This window comes from Paenibacillus sp. sgz302115 (assembly GCF_056120445.1).
In genome coordinates this window covers 514,427-533,257 of record NZ_JBVYOK010000003.1, presented here as the reverse complement: position 1 = coordinate 533,257, position 18,831 = coordinate 514,427, and the positions used below count along the sequence as shown (strand labels likewise).

Annotated in this window: 16 protein-coding genes; 2 read left to right on the top strand and 14 right to left on the bottom strand. The window is 50.1% G+C overall.

What is annotated here, in order from left to right; all coding sequences use genetic code 11:
- Nucleotides 1-66 precede the first annotated feature (66 nt).
- Nucleotides 67-2,301 carry a methyl-accepting chemotaxis protein gene (locus AC0LWN_RS10510; protein ID WP_474665014.1) on the bottom strand — a complete coding sequence of 745 codons (2,235 nt, stop codon included), beginning with the start codon at nt 2,299-2,301 and terminating at the stop codon, nt 67-69.
- 349 nt (nt 2,302-2,650) lie between these two features.
- Between AC0LWN_RS10510 and AC0LWN_RS10505 the strand changes: the two genes are divergently transcribed.
- A complete protein-coding gene (locus AC0LWN_RS10505; protein ID WP_474664952.1) occupies nt 2,651-3,394 on the top strand; it encodes a YggS family pyridoxal phosphate-dependent enzyme in 744 nt (247 codons plus the stop codon).
- Between the two features lie 20 nt (nt 3,395-3,414).
- Here AC0LWN_RS10505 and pdxR (AC0LWN_RS10500) read toward each other — a convergent pair whose 3' ends face one another.
- Nucleotides 3,415-4,848: a MocR-like pyridoxine biosynthesis transcription factor PdxR gene (pdxR, locus tag AC0LWN_RS10500; RefSeq protein WP_474664950.1), complete on the bottom strand. Its 1,434-nt coding sequence runs from the start codon at nt 4,846-4,848 to the stop codon at nt 3,415-3,417.
- Between the two features lie 132 nt (nt 4,849-4,980).
- On the opposite strand from pdxR (AC0LWN_RS10500), the gene AC0LWN_RS10495 reads away from it, so the two are divergent.
- Nucleotides 4,981-5,697 carry a type 1 glutamine amidotransferase gene (locus AC0LWN_RS10495; protein ID WP_474664948.1) on the top strand — a complete coding sequence of 239 codons (717 nt, stop codon included), beginning with the start codon at nt 4,981-4,983 and terminating at the stop codon, nt 5,695-5,697.
- Between the two features lie 63 nt (nt 5,698-5,760).
- Here the strand turns inward: AC0LWN_RS10495 and AC0LWN_RS10490 are convergent, their stop codons facing one another.
- The 12 genes from AC0LWN_RS10490 to trpB all read right to left on the bottom strand — a co-directional run bounded on the left by AC0LWN_RS10490 (nt 5,761) and on the right by trpB (nt 18,823).
- Entirely contained in the window at nt 5,761-7,083 is a 1,323-nt protein-coding gene (locus AC0LWN_RS10490) for a peptidase U32 family protein (RefSeq protein ID WP_474664946.1), read from the bottom strand.
- Between the two features lie 269 nt (nt 7,084-7,352).
- Nucleotides 7,353-8,285, bottom strand: coding sequence for a peptidase U32 family protein (locus AC0LWN_RS10485; RefSeq protein ID WP_474664944.1), 933 nt, complete (start codon nt 8,283-8,285; stop codon nt 7,353-7,355).
- Between the two features lie 53 nt (nt 8,286-8,338).
- Nucleotides 8,339-9,367, bottom strand: coding sequence for an endolytic transglycosylase MltG (gene mltG, locus AC0LWN_RS10480; protein WP_474665012.1), 1,029 nt, complete (start codon nt 9,365-9,367; stop codon nt 8,339-8,341).
- 186 nt (nt 9,368-9,553) lie between these two features.
- The gene (locus AC0LWN_RS10475) at nt 9,554-9,862 is read right to left on the bottom strand and encodes a DUF1292 domain-containing protein (RefSeq protein WP_474664942.1); all 309 of its coding nucleotides are present in this window, start codon (nt 9,860-9,862) and stop codon (nt 9,554-9,556) included.
- Complete coding sequence (locus tag AC0LWN_RS10470) at nt 9,855-10,163, bottom strand: DUF1292 domain-containing protein (protein WP_019912423.1); 309 nt, start codon at nt 10,161-10,163, stop codon at nt 9,855-9,857. Before AC0LWN_RS10470 ends, AC0LWN_RS10475 begins: the two co-directional genes overlap by 8 nt.
- A gap of 13 nt (nt 10,164-10,176) precedes the next feature.
- Nucleotides 10,177-10,596: a Holliday junction resolvase RuvX gene (gene ruvX / locus AC0LWN_RS10465; RefSeq protein WP_458964772.1), complete on the bottom strand. Its 420-nt coding sequence runs from the start codon at nt 10,594-10,596 to the stop codon at nt 10,177-10,179.
- The gene (locus tag AC0LWN_RS10460; RefSeq protein ID WP_458964771.1) at nt 10,593-10,868 is read right to left on the bottom strand and encodes an IreB family regulatory phosphoprotein; all 276 of its coding nucleotides are present in this window, start codon (nt 10,866-10,868) and stop codon (nt 10,593-10,595) included. The genes ruvX and AC0LWN_RS10460 overlap by 4 nt, the downstream gene beginning before the upstream one ends.
- Nucleotides 10,869-11,225: 357 nt before the next feature.
- Nucleotides 11,226-13,859, bottom strand: a complete 2,634-nt coding sequence (gene alaS / locus AC0LWN_RS10455) for an alanine--tRNA ligase (RefSeq protein ID WP_474665010.1) — start codon at nt 13,857-13,859, stop codon at nt 11,226-11,228.
- Nucleotides 13,860-14,199: 340 nt separating this feature from the next.
- A complete protein-coding gene (gene pdxR / locus AC0LWN_RS10450; RefSeq protein WP_474664939.1) occupies nt 14,200-15,723 on the bottom strand; it encodes a MocR-like pyridoxine biosynthesis transcription factor PdxR in 1,524 nt (507 codons plus the stop codon).
- A 146-nt stretch (nt 15,724-15,869) separates the two neighbouring features.
- Entirely contained in the window at nt 15,870-16,973 is a 1,104-nt protein-coding gene (gene tnpB / locus AC0LWN_RS10445) for an IS200/IS605 family element RNA-guided endonuclease TnpB (RefSeq protein ID WP_474664937.1), read from the bottom strand.
- 6 nt (nt 16,974-16,979) lie between these two features.
- On the bottom strand, nt 16,980-17,351 hold the full coding sequence (tnpA, locus tag AC0LWN_RS10440; protein ID WP_474664935.1) for an IS200/IS605 family transposase: 372 nt from the start codon (nt 17,349-17,351) through the stop codon (nt 16,980-16,982).
- A gap of 257 nt (nt 17,352-17,608) precedes the next feature.
- Entirely contained in the window at nt 17,609-18,823 is a 1,215-nt protein-coding gene (gene trpB, locus AC0LWN_RS10435; protein ID WP_474664933.1) for a tryptophan synthase subunit beta, read from the bottom strand.
- Nucleotides 18,824-18,831: the final 8 nt, after the last annotated feature.

Below are 18,831 nucleotides of genomic sequence, written 5' to 3'. Positions count from 1 at the left end.
GCGCCCCGCAGCCAATTGCATGGCTGCAGAACGCCTCTGAAGAAGATAACGCTACTATTTGACGCTTTATTTAATCGTGAACAGCGAAAGCTTGTCCTTCAACTGAGTAGACACGCTCTCCAGCTTGCCCGACAATGCAACGAGCTGATCGCTCACATTCTGCTGCTCGTTGCTCAGTGAAGCTACCTCTTCCGAGGTGGCTGACGATTGCTGCGCTACTGCACTCACGTTGCCCATCGCATCCGACAAGACGCCCTGAGAATGGTTCAAGGTGTTAATGGCTCCAGTAACCGACTCCAGACTGGTAATAAAGTCCTCCATTTGTCCCTTCACGGATACAAAGATATCAGAGGTGCTTTTTACAGAGCTCATCTGCTCTTTAAAGAGCGGTGCAACTTCAGACAATACCGCTACAGTTTCATTCATCTCTGTAATAATCTTATCCGTAATTCCGGCTACAAGGGCAATCGACTCCTTGGACTGTTCAGCAAGCTGCCGGACTTCATCGGCAACCACCATGAAGCCGCGTCCCGCTTCGCCTGCTCTTGCCGCCTCAATGGTCGCATTCAGCGACAGAATGTTCGTCTGCTGCGTGATGTTCTTCATCACATCCAGCACCTTGATAACCGAGAATACCGTATCTTTCAGGTTGTTGACCCGGTCGACCAGCGCTGTAGTCATCTCTCCGGTACGGCTGGTCTGCTTCAGCAATTCTTCCAATTGCTTCGCTCCATGTCCACTGGCTTCACCAACTCCGCGTGCAGCCTCATCCATTTCGGCATTTGCAGCAATAACACTCTGCATTTGCGTAGCGATCAAATCAGTCAGCTCATTTCCGCGTTCAGCCTCCTGAGCAAGACTTCCAGCGCCACCGGCGATTTCTTCCGTAGCCGCAGCAATTTCCTTCGCGGAAATAGCAGTCTTGCGGGAAGCCTCCCCAAGCTCGCCTGCCGTACCCAGCACTTCACGGGCTGTATCCGTTGTCTGGGCAACCAGCTCGGTAATCCGCTCCATCATCGTATTGAACGATGCGGACAATTGTCCAATTTCATCGCGCGATACATATTCGGTACGTACGCTTAAATCGCCCTTTGCGCCTACAATCATAAGATCCTTCAGGCGGGCCAGAGGATTGGCAATCATGCGCACCATCCAGACGCCGAGAACAACGGCAAGCAGAGCCGCCACTACAGCAGCTAGGAAGGTGGTAAACAGAATTGGAGTAGCTGCTTCTACCAGTGAACCGGTCGGAACAACACCCGCCAGCTTCCAGTCCGCATTCGCCATTGGATTGTAGACAGCCAGCACATCATCGCCATTTGGAAATTTGGCCTCCTGGCTTTCCTTGCTGTCCTTGCTCTCTTTAATAAAAGAAAGCTCCGATAACTTGCCGTCCTCTTCAGGGATGGAAGAAGCTACAACAGTACCTTCCGGTGAAACGAGCTGAATCCGTGAACCGGTTCCGAGCATAACACTCTTGAACGAATCCTCCAGGAGCGTATTCTTTAGCTCAAGCATGATCACATATCCTGAATCAGCCGAAAGATTCTTGAGCGATCTTACCATCGCGATATTCTTCCCGTTGTTGCCTGATACGGCTGTAGGGAACCAGTAATTCTGCGCAGTCTTCTCTTCCTTGGAATAGTGGGACTGATATTTTTCAGCATTGGCAACTACCGTTTTGAACCATGCCTGATCTCTTATGCCGTCCATCTTCAGTCCGGAGCTTCCGCTTGTGATAACATCATAATCAGGCGAAGTCGGAATCAGGGAAATGGCGACAATGTTAGAGTCCGTAGTCGTCTGGCTGGAAAGCTTCTTGCTGATGACATCTGTCGCAACAAACTTGTCATAACTGGATTCTGCAGTTGCCAGCTGTGTAATGGTGCTTTGCATCTGCGTATCAAAAAACAGCTGCAGCGCCAAATTCTCATATTGCTTCAAGGTAATATCCAGCTTCTCCGAAACCTGAATAATCGTCTGGCGATTCGCTTCCGATACATTAGCCTTGATGGTATTCTTGGCCTTATTAAAGGACAGCAACCCTAGTGCCAGTACCACCACTATGATTGAGGATAAGAAAATAAGGAACAGCTTAACGCCAACCGATTTCATCGGGTTGACTCTCTTTACCTGACGTACCGAACTATGTAGCGCACCCTTTAGGGTCAAGCCGGATAACTTGCTGCTCTTCTTAACCTCACCTTTGCCAGTTGTCTGTGCATCTTCGGAGAGGTCTGTTTCTGCTTTTTGGACGAGCGGTGGCATTTTATTGCTTTTATTCTTCTTTTTCACGTTCATCCTTCTCTCTTTCTGCTTTTCTCCATCGTTCTCCTTTTTCGGAGCTCCCATCACAATCACCTGCCAGTTAGATTAGAAGAAATATGTAAGCGTTCACTCTTTATATATCGGCAGTATGGGTCCAATTACTTAGTTTTCTTTAGAAATTACCTCTGATTCTTTATATTTTTTAGTCAATTCCCATATAAACCCAAATATAGCAGCAGCTTTTTGATCTTCAGCGAAATAAAACGATGATGTCCATCCATTATGGACCTTGTAAAATATGTTTTTTGGATATTTTATTGCAATCCAAATTACATTAAGCTAAATCATGTTCCTGGATAAAAAAAGGAGGAAGAGGGAAGAAATGAGCCATTTAGTCGAAGAAAATCTTAAAGAGGTGCATGAACAAATGGAGCAAGCTTGCCAGGCGGCGGGGCGAAAGAAAGAAGAAGTGAAGCTGCTGCTGGCTACCAAAACAGTTCCGCTTGAAAAGCTGCAGCTGGCAATGAGAGCAGGAGAGACTTTATTCGGTGAGAACAAAGCGCAAGAGCTTAGGGATAAGTTTCCGCTTATGCAGCAATACAACCAAGTGGAATGGCATTTTATCGGACATCTCCAGACAAATAAGGTAAAAGACGTTGTCAAATATGTAACCTTAATCCACTCTGTAGACCGCTTGAAATTGGGCCAGGCCTTGCATAATCAACTGATGAAGGAAAACAAGACCATGGACATTCTTGTTCAGATCAATACCTCTTACGAAGAAAGCAAATTTGGCGCTCCACCGGAAGCAGCGCTGGAGCTGGTCCAGCAGTTATCCCAGTTCGAAACCTTGAGGATAAAAGGCCTGATGACCATCGGCAAGCTGAATGCGACTAACGACGAGACCCGGCATTGTTTTCGGTTATTGAAACAAATTCAGGCACAAATAATTGAAAGAAGCTTTCCAGGTGTGGAAATGGACATCCTCTCCATGGGAATGTCCGGAGATTTCAAGGTCGCAATCGAAGAAGGGGCTACAATTATACGGGTAGGAACAAGAGTATTTGGCGAGCGTTATTTGCCGGATAGCTATTATTGGAATGAAAAAGCGAACCAAGAGGAATAGACCAAAGGATGCCGGCCCTGCTAAGGTGCTAATACCTCAGCAAGCCGGTAAATCCCCTGCTGAATCGCAGCTTCATCTACTTTGGCAAAGCCCAGCACCCATCCTTTACGGTTGCTTTTATAACAATAGGAGCTAAGCGGGTACACACGGATCCCTTGTTCAAGCGCCCGGAAAGTTGCAGCGTGCTCATCGAACGTTTCCCCGGCTTCAAGCAGCATATGCAGTCCGGTTTCCACGCCACTGAGTGTGAACCGGTCGCCCAGACCGCTCGTCATGATGGCTTTCGTCATGGCTTCGTGCCTGCGGCGGTATACATTTCGGACCCTTCTCATATGGTGCATGAAATGGCCATGTGCGATGAAGTGGGCAAGCGTTAGCTGCTCCATAATCGGCAAATGGCGGTAAGTCAACTCCTGTACCCGGGCAAGCTGGGCAATCGCCTCAACTGAACCGATAATGGCTGACAGCCGAATGCCGGGGGCAATCATTTTGGAAAAGCTCATCATGTACAAAGTGTTCCGGGGTTGCTGGCTAAACAGAGTTGGAAGCGGCCCCCCGTGATACCGGAATTCACTGTCGTAATCGTCCTCTACAATCCACGCCTGATTCTGAACGGCCAGATGCAGCAACTGCTGCCTGCGTGATTCCGGCATGATGACTCCAACCGCGCACTGGTGAGAAGGCGTAACAAAAACCAGTCTGGACTCTGGAGGGATATGCTCATCTTGCAGTCCGTGCTCATCCACAGGAACAGGGATAACATTCATACCCCGATAGTTCATCGCCATCCAGGCAGCAGGAAAGCCGGGATCTTCAACGGCTACGGTATCCCCTTCTCTTAAAAGCGACTGCGCGATTAAGTCAATACTATGCTGAGCCCCTGAAGTAAGCAATATTTGGTTCGTTTGCACATGAATGCCCCGTTCAAGCGATAAATAACGCTGGATCTGTTCCCTGAGTGGTTCGAAACCATAAGCATCGCCGTACGACCAACTGCTCAAATCCATCATTGCTGAAGCCTGCAAAAACGACCTTCGCCAATTCTTTTGAAAATGCTCGTCCAAATAAGGCTCATGAGGACTAAAATCAATCTCCACGCTTTGATGCTCCTTGCCTCTAAACCAATCCTGCAATTGATCAACGGCGGCATTTAATAAAGGAAGCTCGGGCGGCAACGGCCCTTGTGCCGTAACATCTTGTGCAGAGCTTGTGACGTGGTTCCACTCACTCACCCGCGTTCCTCCACGCCGGGAGGTCACGGTATAGCCGCGGCTGAACAGCTCCTCATAGACGATTTGAATGGTTGAACGCGAGACCCCCACCAGTTGTGCAAGCTCCCGCGACGGAAGCAGCAATTCACCCGGAGGCCAATTCCCGGTTGTGATATTATGAATCGCCTGGTCAAGCAATTGCTGCCATATGGGCCGTTCATCATTACGATTGATTGTCAACACTCCGCTTACCCCCAGGGTTACATCCCCCAAATAATATGGATTGCTCTATAATATGACAGATGGATATTTTCCAGCATTCCAATGATTGATATACTAACAAAGTATGGTTCGTAATACAACGGGGGTGAAAATATGAGAATTCATTATTTACAGCATGTTCATTTTGAAGGACCGGGGCGAATTGACGAATGGGCACGCAAAAACAGCCACGAACAGGCAATCACGATGCTCTACGATCAGCCGCGCCTTCCCTCCCTTTCAGAATTCGATTTACTTGTTGTCCTGGGCGGTCCGATGGGAGTCTACGAAGAGAGCGATTATCCTTGGCTTAAGGTGGAAAAGCAATTTATCAAGGAAGCAATCAAAGCCCGGAAGCTAGTACTTGGAATCTGTCTGGGTGCTCAACTGATTGCAGAGGCAATCGGAGGCGAGGTGTACAAAAATGATCTGAAGGAGATCGGCTGGTTTCCGGTTAAGTTAACGGATTGTGCCGGTGAATCGGCTTTTTTCCGCCACTTTCCACAGGAGTTCACCCCCTTTCACTGGCACGGGGATACGTTCCGTTTGCCTGCGGAAGCGCAGAAGACGGCTTTAAGCCTGGGGTGCGCCAATCAAGCTTATGTCTATGCCGGGCATGTAATTGGTTTGCAATTTCATCTGGAATCTAGCAGAGAGAGCATTCAACAATTAATCAAGCATGGGGAAGATGATCTCGAAGAAGGCATATACGTTCAGAAACCGGCGGAAATGCTGGCGCAGGGCGGAACATTGTTAAGCCAATCGAATGAGCTGCTGTTTGGTTTGCTGGAGACGATTGAAGAGAAACACCAGTCCTTGAGCAGGGAATAGGAATAAGGGTAAAAGAAAAACTCACCGAATCCACAATGGGTTGGTGAGTTTTTTTGAAAATATTTATTTTTTCTTCCGCATCATGTCGAAATAGGCAACAGGCTGATCCACCTTCATGCGCACCTTCTGCAGCGGATGGCGGGCGGCATCAAGCGGCTGGCCTGCCTCGTCCCATAGCTCGCCTACGGTTTGTTTGAAGAACGTATTGTCCGGTCCGAAAAATTCAACTTCCTGTCCCGGCTTGAAGTGATTGCGCTGCTGGATGAGCGCTGTTCCGTTCACGGCATCATACTCAAGCACCAGTCCGGCAAAATCATAAGGAGCGGCCTTTTCCTCCGGCTCGTAAATATGATCCTCGTGATCCGGCGTATCATAGAAGAATCCGGTATTCAGCGGACGGTTCGCCGCCTTCTGCAGCTCTTCCAGCCATTCCGGCTTCAGCACATATCCTTCCGGATCAGCCATATAAGCGTCGATAGCCTTGCGGTAAGCATTGACGACCGTCGCCACATAGTGGATGGACTTCATCCGGCCCTCGATCTTGAAGCTGTCAATACCGGCTTCGATCAGGTCGGGAATGCTCTCCAGCATGCACAGATCCTTCGAGCCCATCGAGAACTGGTTATCCTCCGGCTGATGCAGCGGAAGCTGGGTCACCCCAGGCTGCAGCGGAAGCGGCGTCATGGCCTGCTCTTCCTCGGAGACCCATGTACCTTCGGGACGGGCATCCTCGAACAGGTCGTATTTCCAGCGGCAGGACTGGCAGCAGCCGCCACGGTTCGAATCACGGTCCGTAAAGTGGTTGGACAGCACACAGCGGCCGGAGTACGACGAGCACATTGCCCCGTGGATAAAGCTCTCGATCTCAATATCGACATGCTGCTTGATCTCGGCAATCTCCTCCAGGCTCGTTTCACGGCCCAGCACGACGCGCGGCAGCCCCTCTTCCTTCCAGAAGGACACGGCTTGCCAGTTCAGCGTGGACTGCTGGGTGCTGAGATGCACCTCAAGCCCCGGCACCAGGCGGCGGGCGGTATCGACGATGGCAGGATCGGCTACGATGATGGCGGCAATGCCTGCTTCATACAGGCTGCGCAGGTATTCTTCAATCCCGGCGATATCTTCATTGTGAGCATAGATGTTCGTGGCGACAAACACCTTGGCGCCGTATTTTTTGGCGAATTCGACGCCCTCGCGCATTTCCTCGAAGCTGAAATTATCCGCTCCCGAGCGCAGGCCGTATTTCTGGCCTCCGATATATACTGCATCCGCACCATAGTGCACGGCGAATTTCAATTTCTCCAGATTACCCGCCGGAGCAAGGAGCTCCGGTTTGTCCAGACGGTAACGTTTGCCTTTGTATTTCGGCTTTGTCATGGTTCCCATTCCTGTTCTCCCCTCCATTGTCCTCACCAGTTAAAACAACCTGAAAGTCTTACATTTAGGTGTTAAACGCAGCTGCGGGGAATGTTTGGACTTCCGGCCGCTGTTAGGTTTGGATTTCCTGATTTTAGTCCGCTGTCGCGGTAGAAATCCAAACCTAAAGGCGGACGCTACCGCTCCTCCAGTTCCAAACTTCCCCTCCGCCGCTACACCTTAATGTCGCCTAATCAACTTATTTTAAAAAGGTGAGCCATTGCTTATTTTTATTTTAATTAATACACCTGTTCCTTGTAGAAGAATCCGAAGGACAGCTCGCGCTCAGGGTCCTGCAGCGCACGGATGCTGTCCATCCACTCCTCCTGGAAGGCGTAGCCCTCCGGATCGGCGGCATACAGGTCAATCGCATGACGGTAAGCCTTGACCACTGCCGCGTTGTAGGCAACCGGCTTCAGCAGGCCCTCAATCTTCAGGCTGTGCACCCCGGCCTTCAGCAGGAAATGCAGATCCTCCAGGATGCAAATATCATCGGAGCTCATAATATGCGTTCCGTTCGCATCCTCGTAAATCGGGAATTTCTCATTTGGACGCTCCGCCTCGATCAGGAACAGCCCCCGCTCCTTGCCAAGGCTTCCGCCATCGCTCGGACGGCCCTGGTGGGACATGTAGCTCGCCACCAGCTTGCGCTTGGAATGATAAATATTTGTCATGCCGTGTACCTGTACCTGGGCTTCAACCTCCAGCAGCGGCACCATTTCGGTCATTTCATCCATATTCAGCTCACGGGCCAGAACGACCCGCGAGGCGCCTTTGCGTCCCCAATAATTAGCTGTTGCATAGTTGGTCGAGGTCATCTCGGCGTTCCAGTGCAGCTTCAGTCCAGGCGCTTCCTGCTTCACTGCCGCCAGCACGGCCGGATCGCCGAATTCGATGCCGTCCACACCGAGCTCACCGATAGCCTTCACGTATGCGGGAAGCTCGTCCAGCAGCCGGTTCGACATCAGGCCGCCCAGGCCTGCGTAGACCTTGCGGCCTTTATCGTGAGCCAGCTTGACAACTGCCGCTGTATCCTCTAGTGAAAAATGCCCGGCGAGACGCATGCCGAAGCGGTCATCCCCAATCAGCAGCGCATCTGCCCCGGCCTCCAGCAGATCAGCTGCTTCTTCCAAGGAAGCGGCTGTCGCCAGCAGCTCCGGTTTGTTATTCATGTTGCACCCTCCTACTTCGCGGTTCAAACCGCATCACACTCTATTTTAATCGGTTACCGCGAATTTTGTTGACTTTTTTTGATATTGGCTAAATGTTCCTTGTAGGTTTTGCTGAAGAGATGGCCCTGAGAACCGTCTTTTTTGGTTACATAAAAGAAATAATCCGAAGCTTTCGGCTCAAGCGCAGCCTTGATAGAGGGAAGCCCCGGGCTGCTGATCGGTCCAGGCGGAAGACCCTCGTTCTTATAGGTATTGTACGGACTGTCCACCTTCAGATCCTTATCATACAGCCGCTCCTTTTGCTTATCCAGCAAATATTGCACGGTCGCATCAATCTCCAGCTTCTGTCCCTTATCCAGCCTGTTATAGATTACTCCCGCCACAATAGGACGCTCACTGTCCACCACTACCTCACGCTCCACCAGCGAAGCTACCGTCAGCAGCTCATGCAGGGATGAACCGCGTTCCTTCAGCTTCGCCTGCCAATCCGGAATGCTGTCCAGCTTCTTCTCAAGCTGCTCCAGCATCGCTTCAATGATCTGCTCCGGCGTGCTCTCTTTGACCAGCTCATACGTCTCCGGGAACAAATAACCCTCCAGGCGGTGCCGCAGCTTGCTGTCTTTGGGGATACCGAGCCTATCTACCGCTGCCAATCCGTCGCCCGAATCGATGATTTTAAGGAATACATCGGCCTTGAGATTCCAGGCAGCGGCCAGCTTGCCGGCAATCTGCTTCGCCGTATACCCTTCCGGGATGGTGAACTGGACGGTATCCTTCTTCACAACATCGCCTGCATTCAGGCGGGTAATCAGTGAATCATAGGTGATGCCGGGACTCGCGGTATAAGTGCCTGCCTTGAAGCTGGACCCTTCCTTGACCCACTTCAAATAGCCTTTAAAAAACAATCCTTTACGGATAATTCCCTTGTCTTCAAGCAGATCGGCAATTTCCGAGCTGCCCATGCCCTTCTCTATCGTAAAAGTAACTGCCGGTCCTGCAGGCTCCACCGGCTGCATGCCATTCCAAATGTACCATGCCCCTCCTCCTCCTAATGCTGCCAGCAAAAGAAACAAAATGAGCATGGTGCGGATTGCAGCTTTCAAAGGTCACTCCTCACTTTCCGACTATAAAGTATAAAATTGTATTGTCTCAAATTCAACATATATTTTCGGCAGAATGCTGTTATTGAAAATATTTTGCTCAATTCCAAGCAAAAAGAGCGCGGAAAAATTCCGCCCTCTTCCGTGCCTAACGCAGATATAGCCAGCTTATTCACTATCTTCGCCGGGAAAAGTCAGCTCATCATACAGCTCGGAGACATCTTCCCATTCCTCGTCATCAGCGATGGTCTCCAGCTCGGGAAGCCCGTCAGGTGAAACCGTAATCCGCAGAATCTCCTGCTCGGCCCCTTTTGCGGAACCGGCCAGCACCGCATAGGCGCGGCCGCCGACTTCAAACTCGGCAATAATATCGTAAACGGAAGATTTGCCCTGCTCGTCTTCCAGTTCAACTGTTTCTCCATATACCTCTTTGAGCTTTGAAGTCCAAACCACGTGTTCGGCGGAAAAATCAGTCATTCCCCGCTCCCCCGTCCAGCTCATCTACCAAAGTATTGAAGGTTTCTTCAACAATCGCCCATTCCTCATCATTCTCGATCATAAAGAGCTGCAGATCATCGCCGTCCTCTTCATAACGGAATGCATACACCTCATCGCTCTCTTCATCCTCGGAATCCAGCGGAACCACCATCATATACTTTGCGTCCGAACCATCGACTTCAAACTTCATGATGACCTCGAATTCCTCTTCATTACCTTCCTCGTCGGGAATATAGATAATTTCCGGTTCTTCTTCTTGGCCAATCTGCTCGTTTGTCATTTCAGCGCACCCCTCACCTTTTACTGTTAGCATCCAAAAAATTTTGCAAAATCAGGGCTGCGGCCATTTTATCCACAATCCCTTTGCGTTTCTTCCGGCTGACGTCCCCTTCAATCAGCATCCGCTCGGCGGATACCGTCGTCAGACGCTCATCCCAAAGGTGTACGGGCATTTCCAGTTGCTCCCGCAGCTGATCGGCAAATTCAATGCAGATCTCTCCACGGGGTCCTACTGAGCCGTTCATATTCTTCGGAAGTCCAACTACAATCTCGCCAATTTCGTGTTCCTTGACCAGTTCGCGGATACGTTCGAATTCATTCCCGTTGCCGCGCCGCTCAATCGTTTCCAGAGCTTGAGCCGTCCATCCAAAAATATCGCTTGTGGCGACTCCGATTCTGCGGTCGCCGTAATCCAGACCCATCTTCTTCGTCATTTCGGATTGTCCACCCGGTGACTAGCGAGGTAGAACCGAACCAGTTCCTCAATCAGCTCATCACGTTCTTTTCTCCGGACCAAACTTCTCGCATTGTTGTGACGCGGAATGTAAGCCGGATCTCCGGAAATAAGATACCCTACGATCTGGTTGATGGGATGATATTCCTTCTCCACCAGCGCATCGTATACTGCGAGCAGTATTTCCTGGGAAGAAGCTTCCTTCTCGTCGCCCTTCACATTGAATTTGACCGTTTTGTCCATGGAGTCCATTTGTGACACCTTCCTTCTGCAAAATCACCCGCTTCTTGGGCGGCTTCGCAAAGTTGCTGCTGTACAGCTTACTTGCTGCCCTCATCATAACATATTCATAGCCCTGCGAGGAAATCCTGCCCAAGTGATAACGCTTTTTTTGGCATTTTGTCTACAAAAATAGAGATTTTTTTGGTTTTTAAGCTATTGCAATTGTTGCCAAAAGTGAATGCTGAATAAAGCAGCGGTACTGATATGTAGCTCTCAGTACCGCTGCGGCTTCACTTTAATGGTATTCCCCGATTTATCGGCCTTGAACCGCATCATCCGGTACGGCCTCACTTCACCCGGCTGCGCCGGATGTATTCCGCCCTCGCTCTACGCCAGAGCAGCTACAAGCTCCTCAGCCTTCGCGAGCGCTTCGCCCAGCTTGGAGGCGTCCTTGCCTCCGGCCTGCGCCATATCCGGACGTCCGCCGCCGCCGCCGCCGCATACCGCAGCAACTTCCTTCACCAGCTTGCCGGCGTGGAAGCCTTTTTTGACCAGCTCCTGCGGCACAGACACGACAAAGTTAACTTTGTCGTCCATCGCAGCGCCAAGTACAAGCACAGCACCAGGCAGCTTGGATTTCAGCTCATCGGCAGTAGAACGCAGCGCGTCCATATTGCCGGCCTGCACCTGAACCGCGAGCAGCTGTGTACCGCCGCCCACAGTTTTCACACTGCCGGTCAGCTCAGCAGCAAAGGTTGCGCTCAGCTTGGATTGCAGCGATTCATTCTCGCGGGACAGCTCACGCACCTGGGCATGCAGCGCCTCGATGCGCTTCGGCACATCATTCAGCGAGGATTTCAGCAGTCCTGCCGATTGCTTGAGCAGATCAAGCTGGCTTTCAGTGAACTGATAGGCATAACGTCCGGTTACCGCTTCAATCCGGCGTACCCCGGAGCCAATGCCGCTCTCGCTGACCAGCTTGAAGATGCCGATCTGTGAAGTGTTCGATACATGGATACCGCCGCACAGCTCCAGGCTGTAATCGCCAACCTGAACCACACGGACAATGTTGCCGTATTTTTCACCGAAGAGGGCCATTGCTCCCATAGCCTTAGCTTCATCAATCGGCTTGTTCTCAATCACAACATCAAGAGCGCGCCAGATTTGCGCATTTACCCGGTGCTCAATGTCGCTCAGCTCCTCCGGCGTAATCGCGCCGAAGTGCGAGAAGTCAAAGCGCAAGCGTGCGCCTTCTACTAAAGAGCCTGCCTGATTAACATGGCCGCCAAGCACTTCCTTGAGCGCTTTATGCAGCAAGTGGGTAGCGGTATGGTTCTTCACGATATCCTCGCGCTGCTCGCGGTTCACTTCGGCACGGACGCTGTCTCCTACTCTCAGCTCACCGGCTTCTACAGTAACGAGGTGTACATGCTGTCCGTGCGGAGCCTTGAAGAGTCCAGTTACTTTCGCTGTAACCGACCCGCCTGTCAGAAGACCTGTGTCACTGACCTGACCGCCGCTTTCAGCGTAGAACGGTGTAGCTTCAAGAATAACCTGGCATTCAGCACCTTCGCTGACGACATCCACCAGCGCGCCGTCAACTACAATGGCAAGCACCTTCGACTCTGTTACCGTGTCATTATATCCAACAAATTCACTTTTAACCGTCAGCTCGGCCAGCGCGCCACCCTGAATCTTCATGCTGGCATTGTCCTGGCGTGCAGCTCTGGCGCGGTCGCGCTGCTCCTGCATCGCGGCGTCGAAGCCTTCACGGTCTACGCTGAGGCCTTGCTCAGAAGCGAAATCCTCCGTTAGGTCAAACGGGAAGCCATACGTGTCATACAGCTTGAACGCGTCTGCTCCGGCGATGGCGCTAAGCCCGTCAGATTTGGCTTTGGCACTGATCTCGCCCAGAATCGCCAGACCGTCGGACAGCGTTTCGTGGAAACGCTCCTCTTCGGTGCGGATGATTTTGGCGATATATTCGCGGTTCTCCACCACCGACGGATAATACACGCCCATCACTTCGCCCACCGTCTCGGTAAGGTCGAACAGGAACGGACGGTCAAGACCCAGCGTCTTGCCGTAGCGCACAGCGCGGCGGAGAAGACGGCGGATAATATAGCCGCGGCCTTCATTGGAAGGAAGCACGCCGTCACCCACGGCAAAAGTAACCGTACGGATGTGGTCAGCGATTACCTTCAACGCGATATCCTGCTCCAGACTGTCCTTGTAGGTTACGCCTGCAAGCCCTGCGGTCTTCTGGATAATCGGCTGGAACAGATCGGTATCGAAGTTCGAGTCCACATCCTGGAGAATGGATGCCAGACGCTCCAGACCTGCGCCGGTATCAATATTTTTATTCGGAAGCGGTGTATAGCTGCCGTCCTTGTTGTGGTTGAACTGCGAGAACACGAGGTTCCACACCTCGAGCCAGCGTTCATTTTCCCCGCCCGGGTACATTTCCGGATCGGACATGTCGCTGCCGTAGGCTTCGCCGCGGTCATAGAAAATCTCCGAGCAAGGGCCGCAAGGACCTTCGCCGATGTCCCAGAAGTTGTCGTCGCCCAGCTTGATGATGCGCTCTGCGGGCAGTCCGACTTTTTCATTCCACAGCTTGAACGCTTCTTCATCCTCGGCATATACAGTAACGGAGATGCGGTCCGGCTCGAACCCGATCCACTCCTTGCCCGTCAGGAACTCCCAAGCCCAGGTAATCGCTTCTTCCTTGAAGTAATCGCCGATGGAGAAGTTGCCCAGCATCTCAAAAAACGTATGGTGGCGGCGCGTCTTGCCCACATTCTCGATATCATTGGTGCGGATGCATTTCTGCGAGTTGGTCAAGCGCGGATTCTCGGGAATTTCCCGGCCGTCAAAATACGCCTTCAGCGGCGCCATCCCGGCGTTGATCCACAGCAGCGACGGGTCATTATGCGGCACGAGCGATGCGCTCGGCTCAATTCGGTGGCCTTTGCTCTCAAAAAACTTCAGCCATTTGGAACGGATTTCACTTGCTTTCATCATGTACAGCCCCTGTCTCATAGTTATTGCGGCACTTTTGCCGGAAACAAAAAAACGCCCCTGAATAAATTCAGGGACGATGATTATCGCGGTACCACCCTGGTTATCGCCTTGACCCGTGAAATCACGGACAACTGCAGACGATCGCCTTGTCGCGGCTGTTAACGGGAGCCTCCCGGCGGGATTGCCCCGCACTCCGAAATCAGCTTTCCGCCGGCCTGTCTTCAAGGTTCTCACAGCCAATTACGAAGAATCTCGTAAAGGAACCTCTTCTCTGATCAAGCCATCCTCCGGCGTACTTCATTTCATCAACGTTTTGCACAATTTGCATTTTGACATTTCAAGTATAGCCAGCGCTCCTATATCTGTCAATCTCGGGTACCTGATTTATTCTTCGGCATTCTTTCTCGGCAAGCGCCACCTGCTTGATGCCCATTCTGATCTGATTCTCAGACAGATTGGAATAGCCCAAAATAAATGTAGGCTTCTGAGGCACATTGTTAAGAAAATAATCGGATGCCGGATATATTTTCACTCCATACTCCAGAGCCTTCCCGGCAATCAACCGCTCATCAGCCGTTGTATCCAGCTCAATGAGCAGATGTAATCCAGCCTCGTCTCCGAAAACCTTGACCCGTTCGCCAAACTCATGCTGCAGTGCATTTACCAGACAGGCCCGGCGGGTGGCATATATTTTTCCCATTCGGCTTACATGCTTGGCATATTGTCCTGACTGGATGAAATCCGTCAGCGCTTCCTGTTCCAGCGTAGGGGTCATCCGGTCCGTAATCCATTTTATCGCCAGAAAGGGCTCTATCAAGGAAGGCGGGAGAATTGCATAGCCAATGCGCAGTGCAGGAAACAGAATTTTACTGAAGCTTCCCACATATACGACCCGTCCAGAGTAATCCAGCCCTGCGAGCGCTGATACCTTTTGCCCAACATACCGGTATTCACTGTCATAATCGTCTTCAATAATGAGTGCTCCTGACCTTCTTGCCCATTCCAAAAGCTGAATTCTCCGGTTAAATGACATCGTCACACCCATCGGAAACTGATGCGAAGGGGTTACATAGAGCAGCTTGGGGGTTTTTGACTTTCTTTTACTGTGAACCGCGAGACATTCATCAATCTCCTGAACACATATTCCTTCCTGATCAACTCGTACAGGAATCACTTCACCCCCTGAGTAGCTGAATATTTCCCTGAGCACGTTATGGGTTGGGTCTTCAACCAGTACCTGATCTCCTTCACTCAGGCAGAGCCTAGCGAGAATATCAAGAGCTTGTGTAGCCCCTGTCGTAATCACAATTTGCTCCGGAAGTGCCGGAATGGAACGGGTAGAACGCACGAGCCGGGCAATCTCTTCCCGAAGTGCCAGGGAGCCTTCCGCCGGTCCGTATGTAAGCATGTCAGGCGTGGCCCTCCGGCAGACCTCAGTCAAGGCCCGTTGCCACCGGTCCATCGGAAATACATCCCAAGCTGGTACACCATGACGAAAATCATAAGGAACCGCTGACGGAGAGGGAGGAGCCGATACGAAATTCGGTGCTTTGGTCGCCACAGCACAATAATTGTCCGTCACACTGCCGGGGTCTGTGTCTGCGCCCGCTGCACCAGCGGCAATAAATGTTCCCGCTCCTCTCCTCATCTCCAGATAACCTTCCGCCCGCAGCTGCTCATAGGTTTGAAGAATGACACTGCGGGAGACCAAAATCTGCTCAGACAACAATCTCGTGGCAGGAAGCTGGTCTCCGCTTCTTAAGCAACCGCTGTTAATAGCCTGCAGGATCTGCTCATACACCTGTCTGGATAAGGATGTATCCAATGTCTTATCTATTGTGATTAACAATTCATATGCCAAGTAAAGCCCCCCAGCCCCTATGAGATCTTTCTCTTTGAACCTCTCATGGCTAAAGCCACGAGATTCTTGGGTAGTCTACTCTACTGAGCAGAATTAGTACATGATGTACCACCAAGCTATCCCCGCAGTTCCTGCGGTTACTGCGATTATGCAGATAGTAGTCTTTTGCCTTCGGCAAGAATATTCAAACTTGCGTTCACATCCCTATCCCATTCGCTATGGCAAGAAGGACACTTCCATTGCCGCAAGTTAAGGTTTTTAACCTCTTTGTTTTGGTATCCACAACACGAACATATTTGAGAGGAGGCAAAGGTTTTGCCTACGGCAACGACAATACGACCATACCACTTTGCTTTGTATTCAAGCATCGTTCTGAATTGATACCAGGACACTTCGCTAATCGCTTTGGCGAGTTTGTGGTTCTTCATCATGTTAGATACCTGCAAATCTTCAATTGCAATGATGTCGTGGTTTTTGACAATATGCGTTGAAATTTTTTGCAAGTAGTCTGTTCGGGCATTTGTGATACGTTCATGGATTCGGGCAACTTTAATTCGTTGCTTATTCCAGTTTGAAGAACCTTTCACACGTCTGGAAAGGGTACGTTGTTCACGAACAAGTTTTTGTTCCATATTCCGTAGGAATTTCGGATTCTCGAACACTTCACCGTTAGACAGAATAGCGAAATCCTTTAATCCAACGTCAATACCGACTTCTCTGTTTGTTTTTGGCAATGATTGTTCGTCCGTTTCTACTAACAACGAAACAAAGTATTTGCCAGAAGGATTGCGTCTAATCGTAGCATTTAAAATACGACCTTTTGCTTCTCTTGATTTCGCAAAACGAACACGTCCAAGTTTAGGGAGTTTGATCTTATTTCCTTCAATCGCAATATTTCCGTTTGTGTGTTTCGTTGTGTACGACTGAACTTTATTCCTTTTTGACTTGAAACATGGTGCATCATTCTGCTTCTTGAAGAATCGTGAATAGGCGTCTGCGAGGTTCTTTACGGATGATTGAATCGCAATGCTATCTACTTCTTTTAGCCAAGGTAATTCTTTTTTCAGATCCGGCAGTTCGGAAGAACATCCTCCGTATGATAATCCTTTACCTGTTTCTTTGTATGTTTCGTTCCACTTCGCCAAGAAGTGGTTGAACACAAATCGACTGCAACCCATCGTTTTAGCAATTAATACTTCCTGCTCTTTGGTTGGATAGATACGGAATTTGTATGCTTTATTGACTAACATCGCTTTTCACCTCACTTTCTGATTTTGGATGTATTGTCGTATTTGCGCTTCCGTGTGTGTACTTACGGTTGCCACAAAGTAAGAAGGATTCCAAAGATTCCCTCCCCATAGCTTCTTTTTTAACTGGGGGAACTCTTTAAATAGCAACCTTGCCGAAACACCCTTTAACGCTTTGATCATATTTGGTATTGAATGTTGTGGATTACAATCCATTAGGAGATGAACATGATCACAATCACTTTCAATTTCTGAAATCGTGAAACCATTATCTGTAGCAAATTGATTCAGTATTTCTTTTAACCTTATGTCTATATCACCAAGCAACACTTTATGGCGATATTTCACACACCATACAATATGATATTGGATAGAGTACACATATCCTCTGCCATGTTATCCACCTCAATTACAGGATAACATATGTCAAATATTTTTTAAGATATTACAGCTAAATATCAGTGTTTTTGTCAACAGATAAGTTAACATATGTCGGACAATTGACGTGTCAAAAGACACGCCTTGTCCGAAGCCGATTCATCTCATGATTAAAATCACGAGTGTTCTCGGCTAATTTATAAATGGATTTAAGCCTCCGGGTTTTGAAACACCGAAGGCTTGCTGTATATTAGCTTGTCCTATACTTCTTGCAGTGCAGGGCGCTCCTTAAGCATATCATAGACCTGAGCAACATCCTTGTCCCCGCGGCCGGAAAGACTAACCACAATAATTTCATCCTTGCTCATAGCTCCTGCAACCTTCATCGCATAGGCGACAGCGTGAGAGCTTTCCAGGGCCGGGATGATTCCCTCCGTCTTGGAAAGGGTCAGGAAGGCATCAAGTGCTTCTTTATCAGTAATTGAGACATATTCCGCCCGCTTAATCTGCTTGTAATAGCTATGCTCCGGGCCTACACCAGGGTAATCCAACCCTGCAGCAATGGAATGGCAATTCTCGGCATCGTCCATCACATAACATCTGAACCCATGAATAATATCCGGCTTGCCTGTACTAAGCGGAGCCGCATGGATGCCGGTCTCGATCCCTTTTCCTGCAGGCTCTACGCCCACTATCGTGACTTCAGGATCATCCACGAAGGGATGAAACAGCCCAATCGCATTGGAACCCCCGCCTACACAGGCAGTAATCAGATCAGGAAGGCGCCCTTCCTTCTGCAGAATCTGCTCCTTGGCCTCTCTTCCAATGATGGCCTGAAAATGACGGACCATCAGGGGAAACGGATGCGGCCCAACAACAGATCCAATCAGATAGTAGGTGTCTTCATAGTTCTGAGCGAAATCATTTAGCGCTTCATCCACGGCTTCCTTCAATGTCCTGTTGCCGGACTTCGCAGCCACAACCTCCGCTCCCAGCATCTGCATGCGGAATACATTGAGAGCCTGCCGTTCAATATCTACCTCTCCCATATAAATGGTGCAAGGGATATTGAACAAGGCGCATACGGTAGCAGTGGCTACACCGTGTTGCCCTGCACCAGTCTCTGCAATAATTCTTTTGGCCTTCATGCGATGGGCAAGCAGGACCTGGCCGATCGTATTATTGATCTTATGAGCTCCGGTATGATTTAAATCCTCACGCTTGAGATAAATTTTGGCCCCGCCCAATTGATCCGTCAGCCGCTGTGCATAATACAGCGGATTCGGCCGGCCTACATATTCATTCAGATAGTAATGGAACTCCCGCTCGAACTCTTCGTCATCCTTATAACGCTGAAAAGCTTCATCCAGTTTATGAAGCGCGGCCTTCAGCTCTTCCGGAACGTAGCTTCCGCCAAACTTCTCCTGATCTCCTTCGCCAAATACACCATCCGCAGTTACCTTGATAATACTCATAGAGTAAC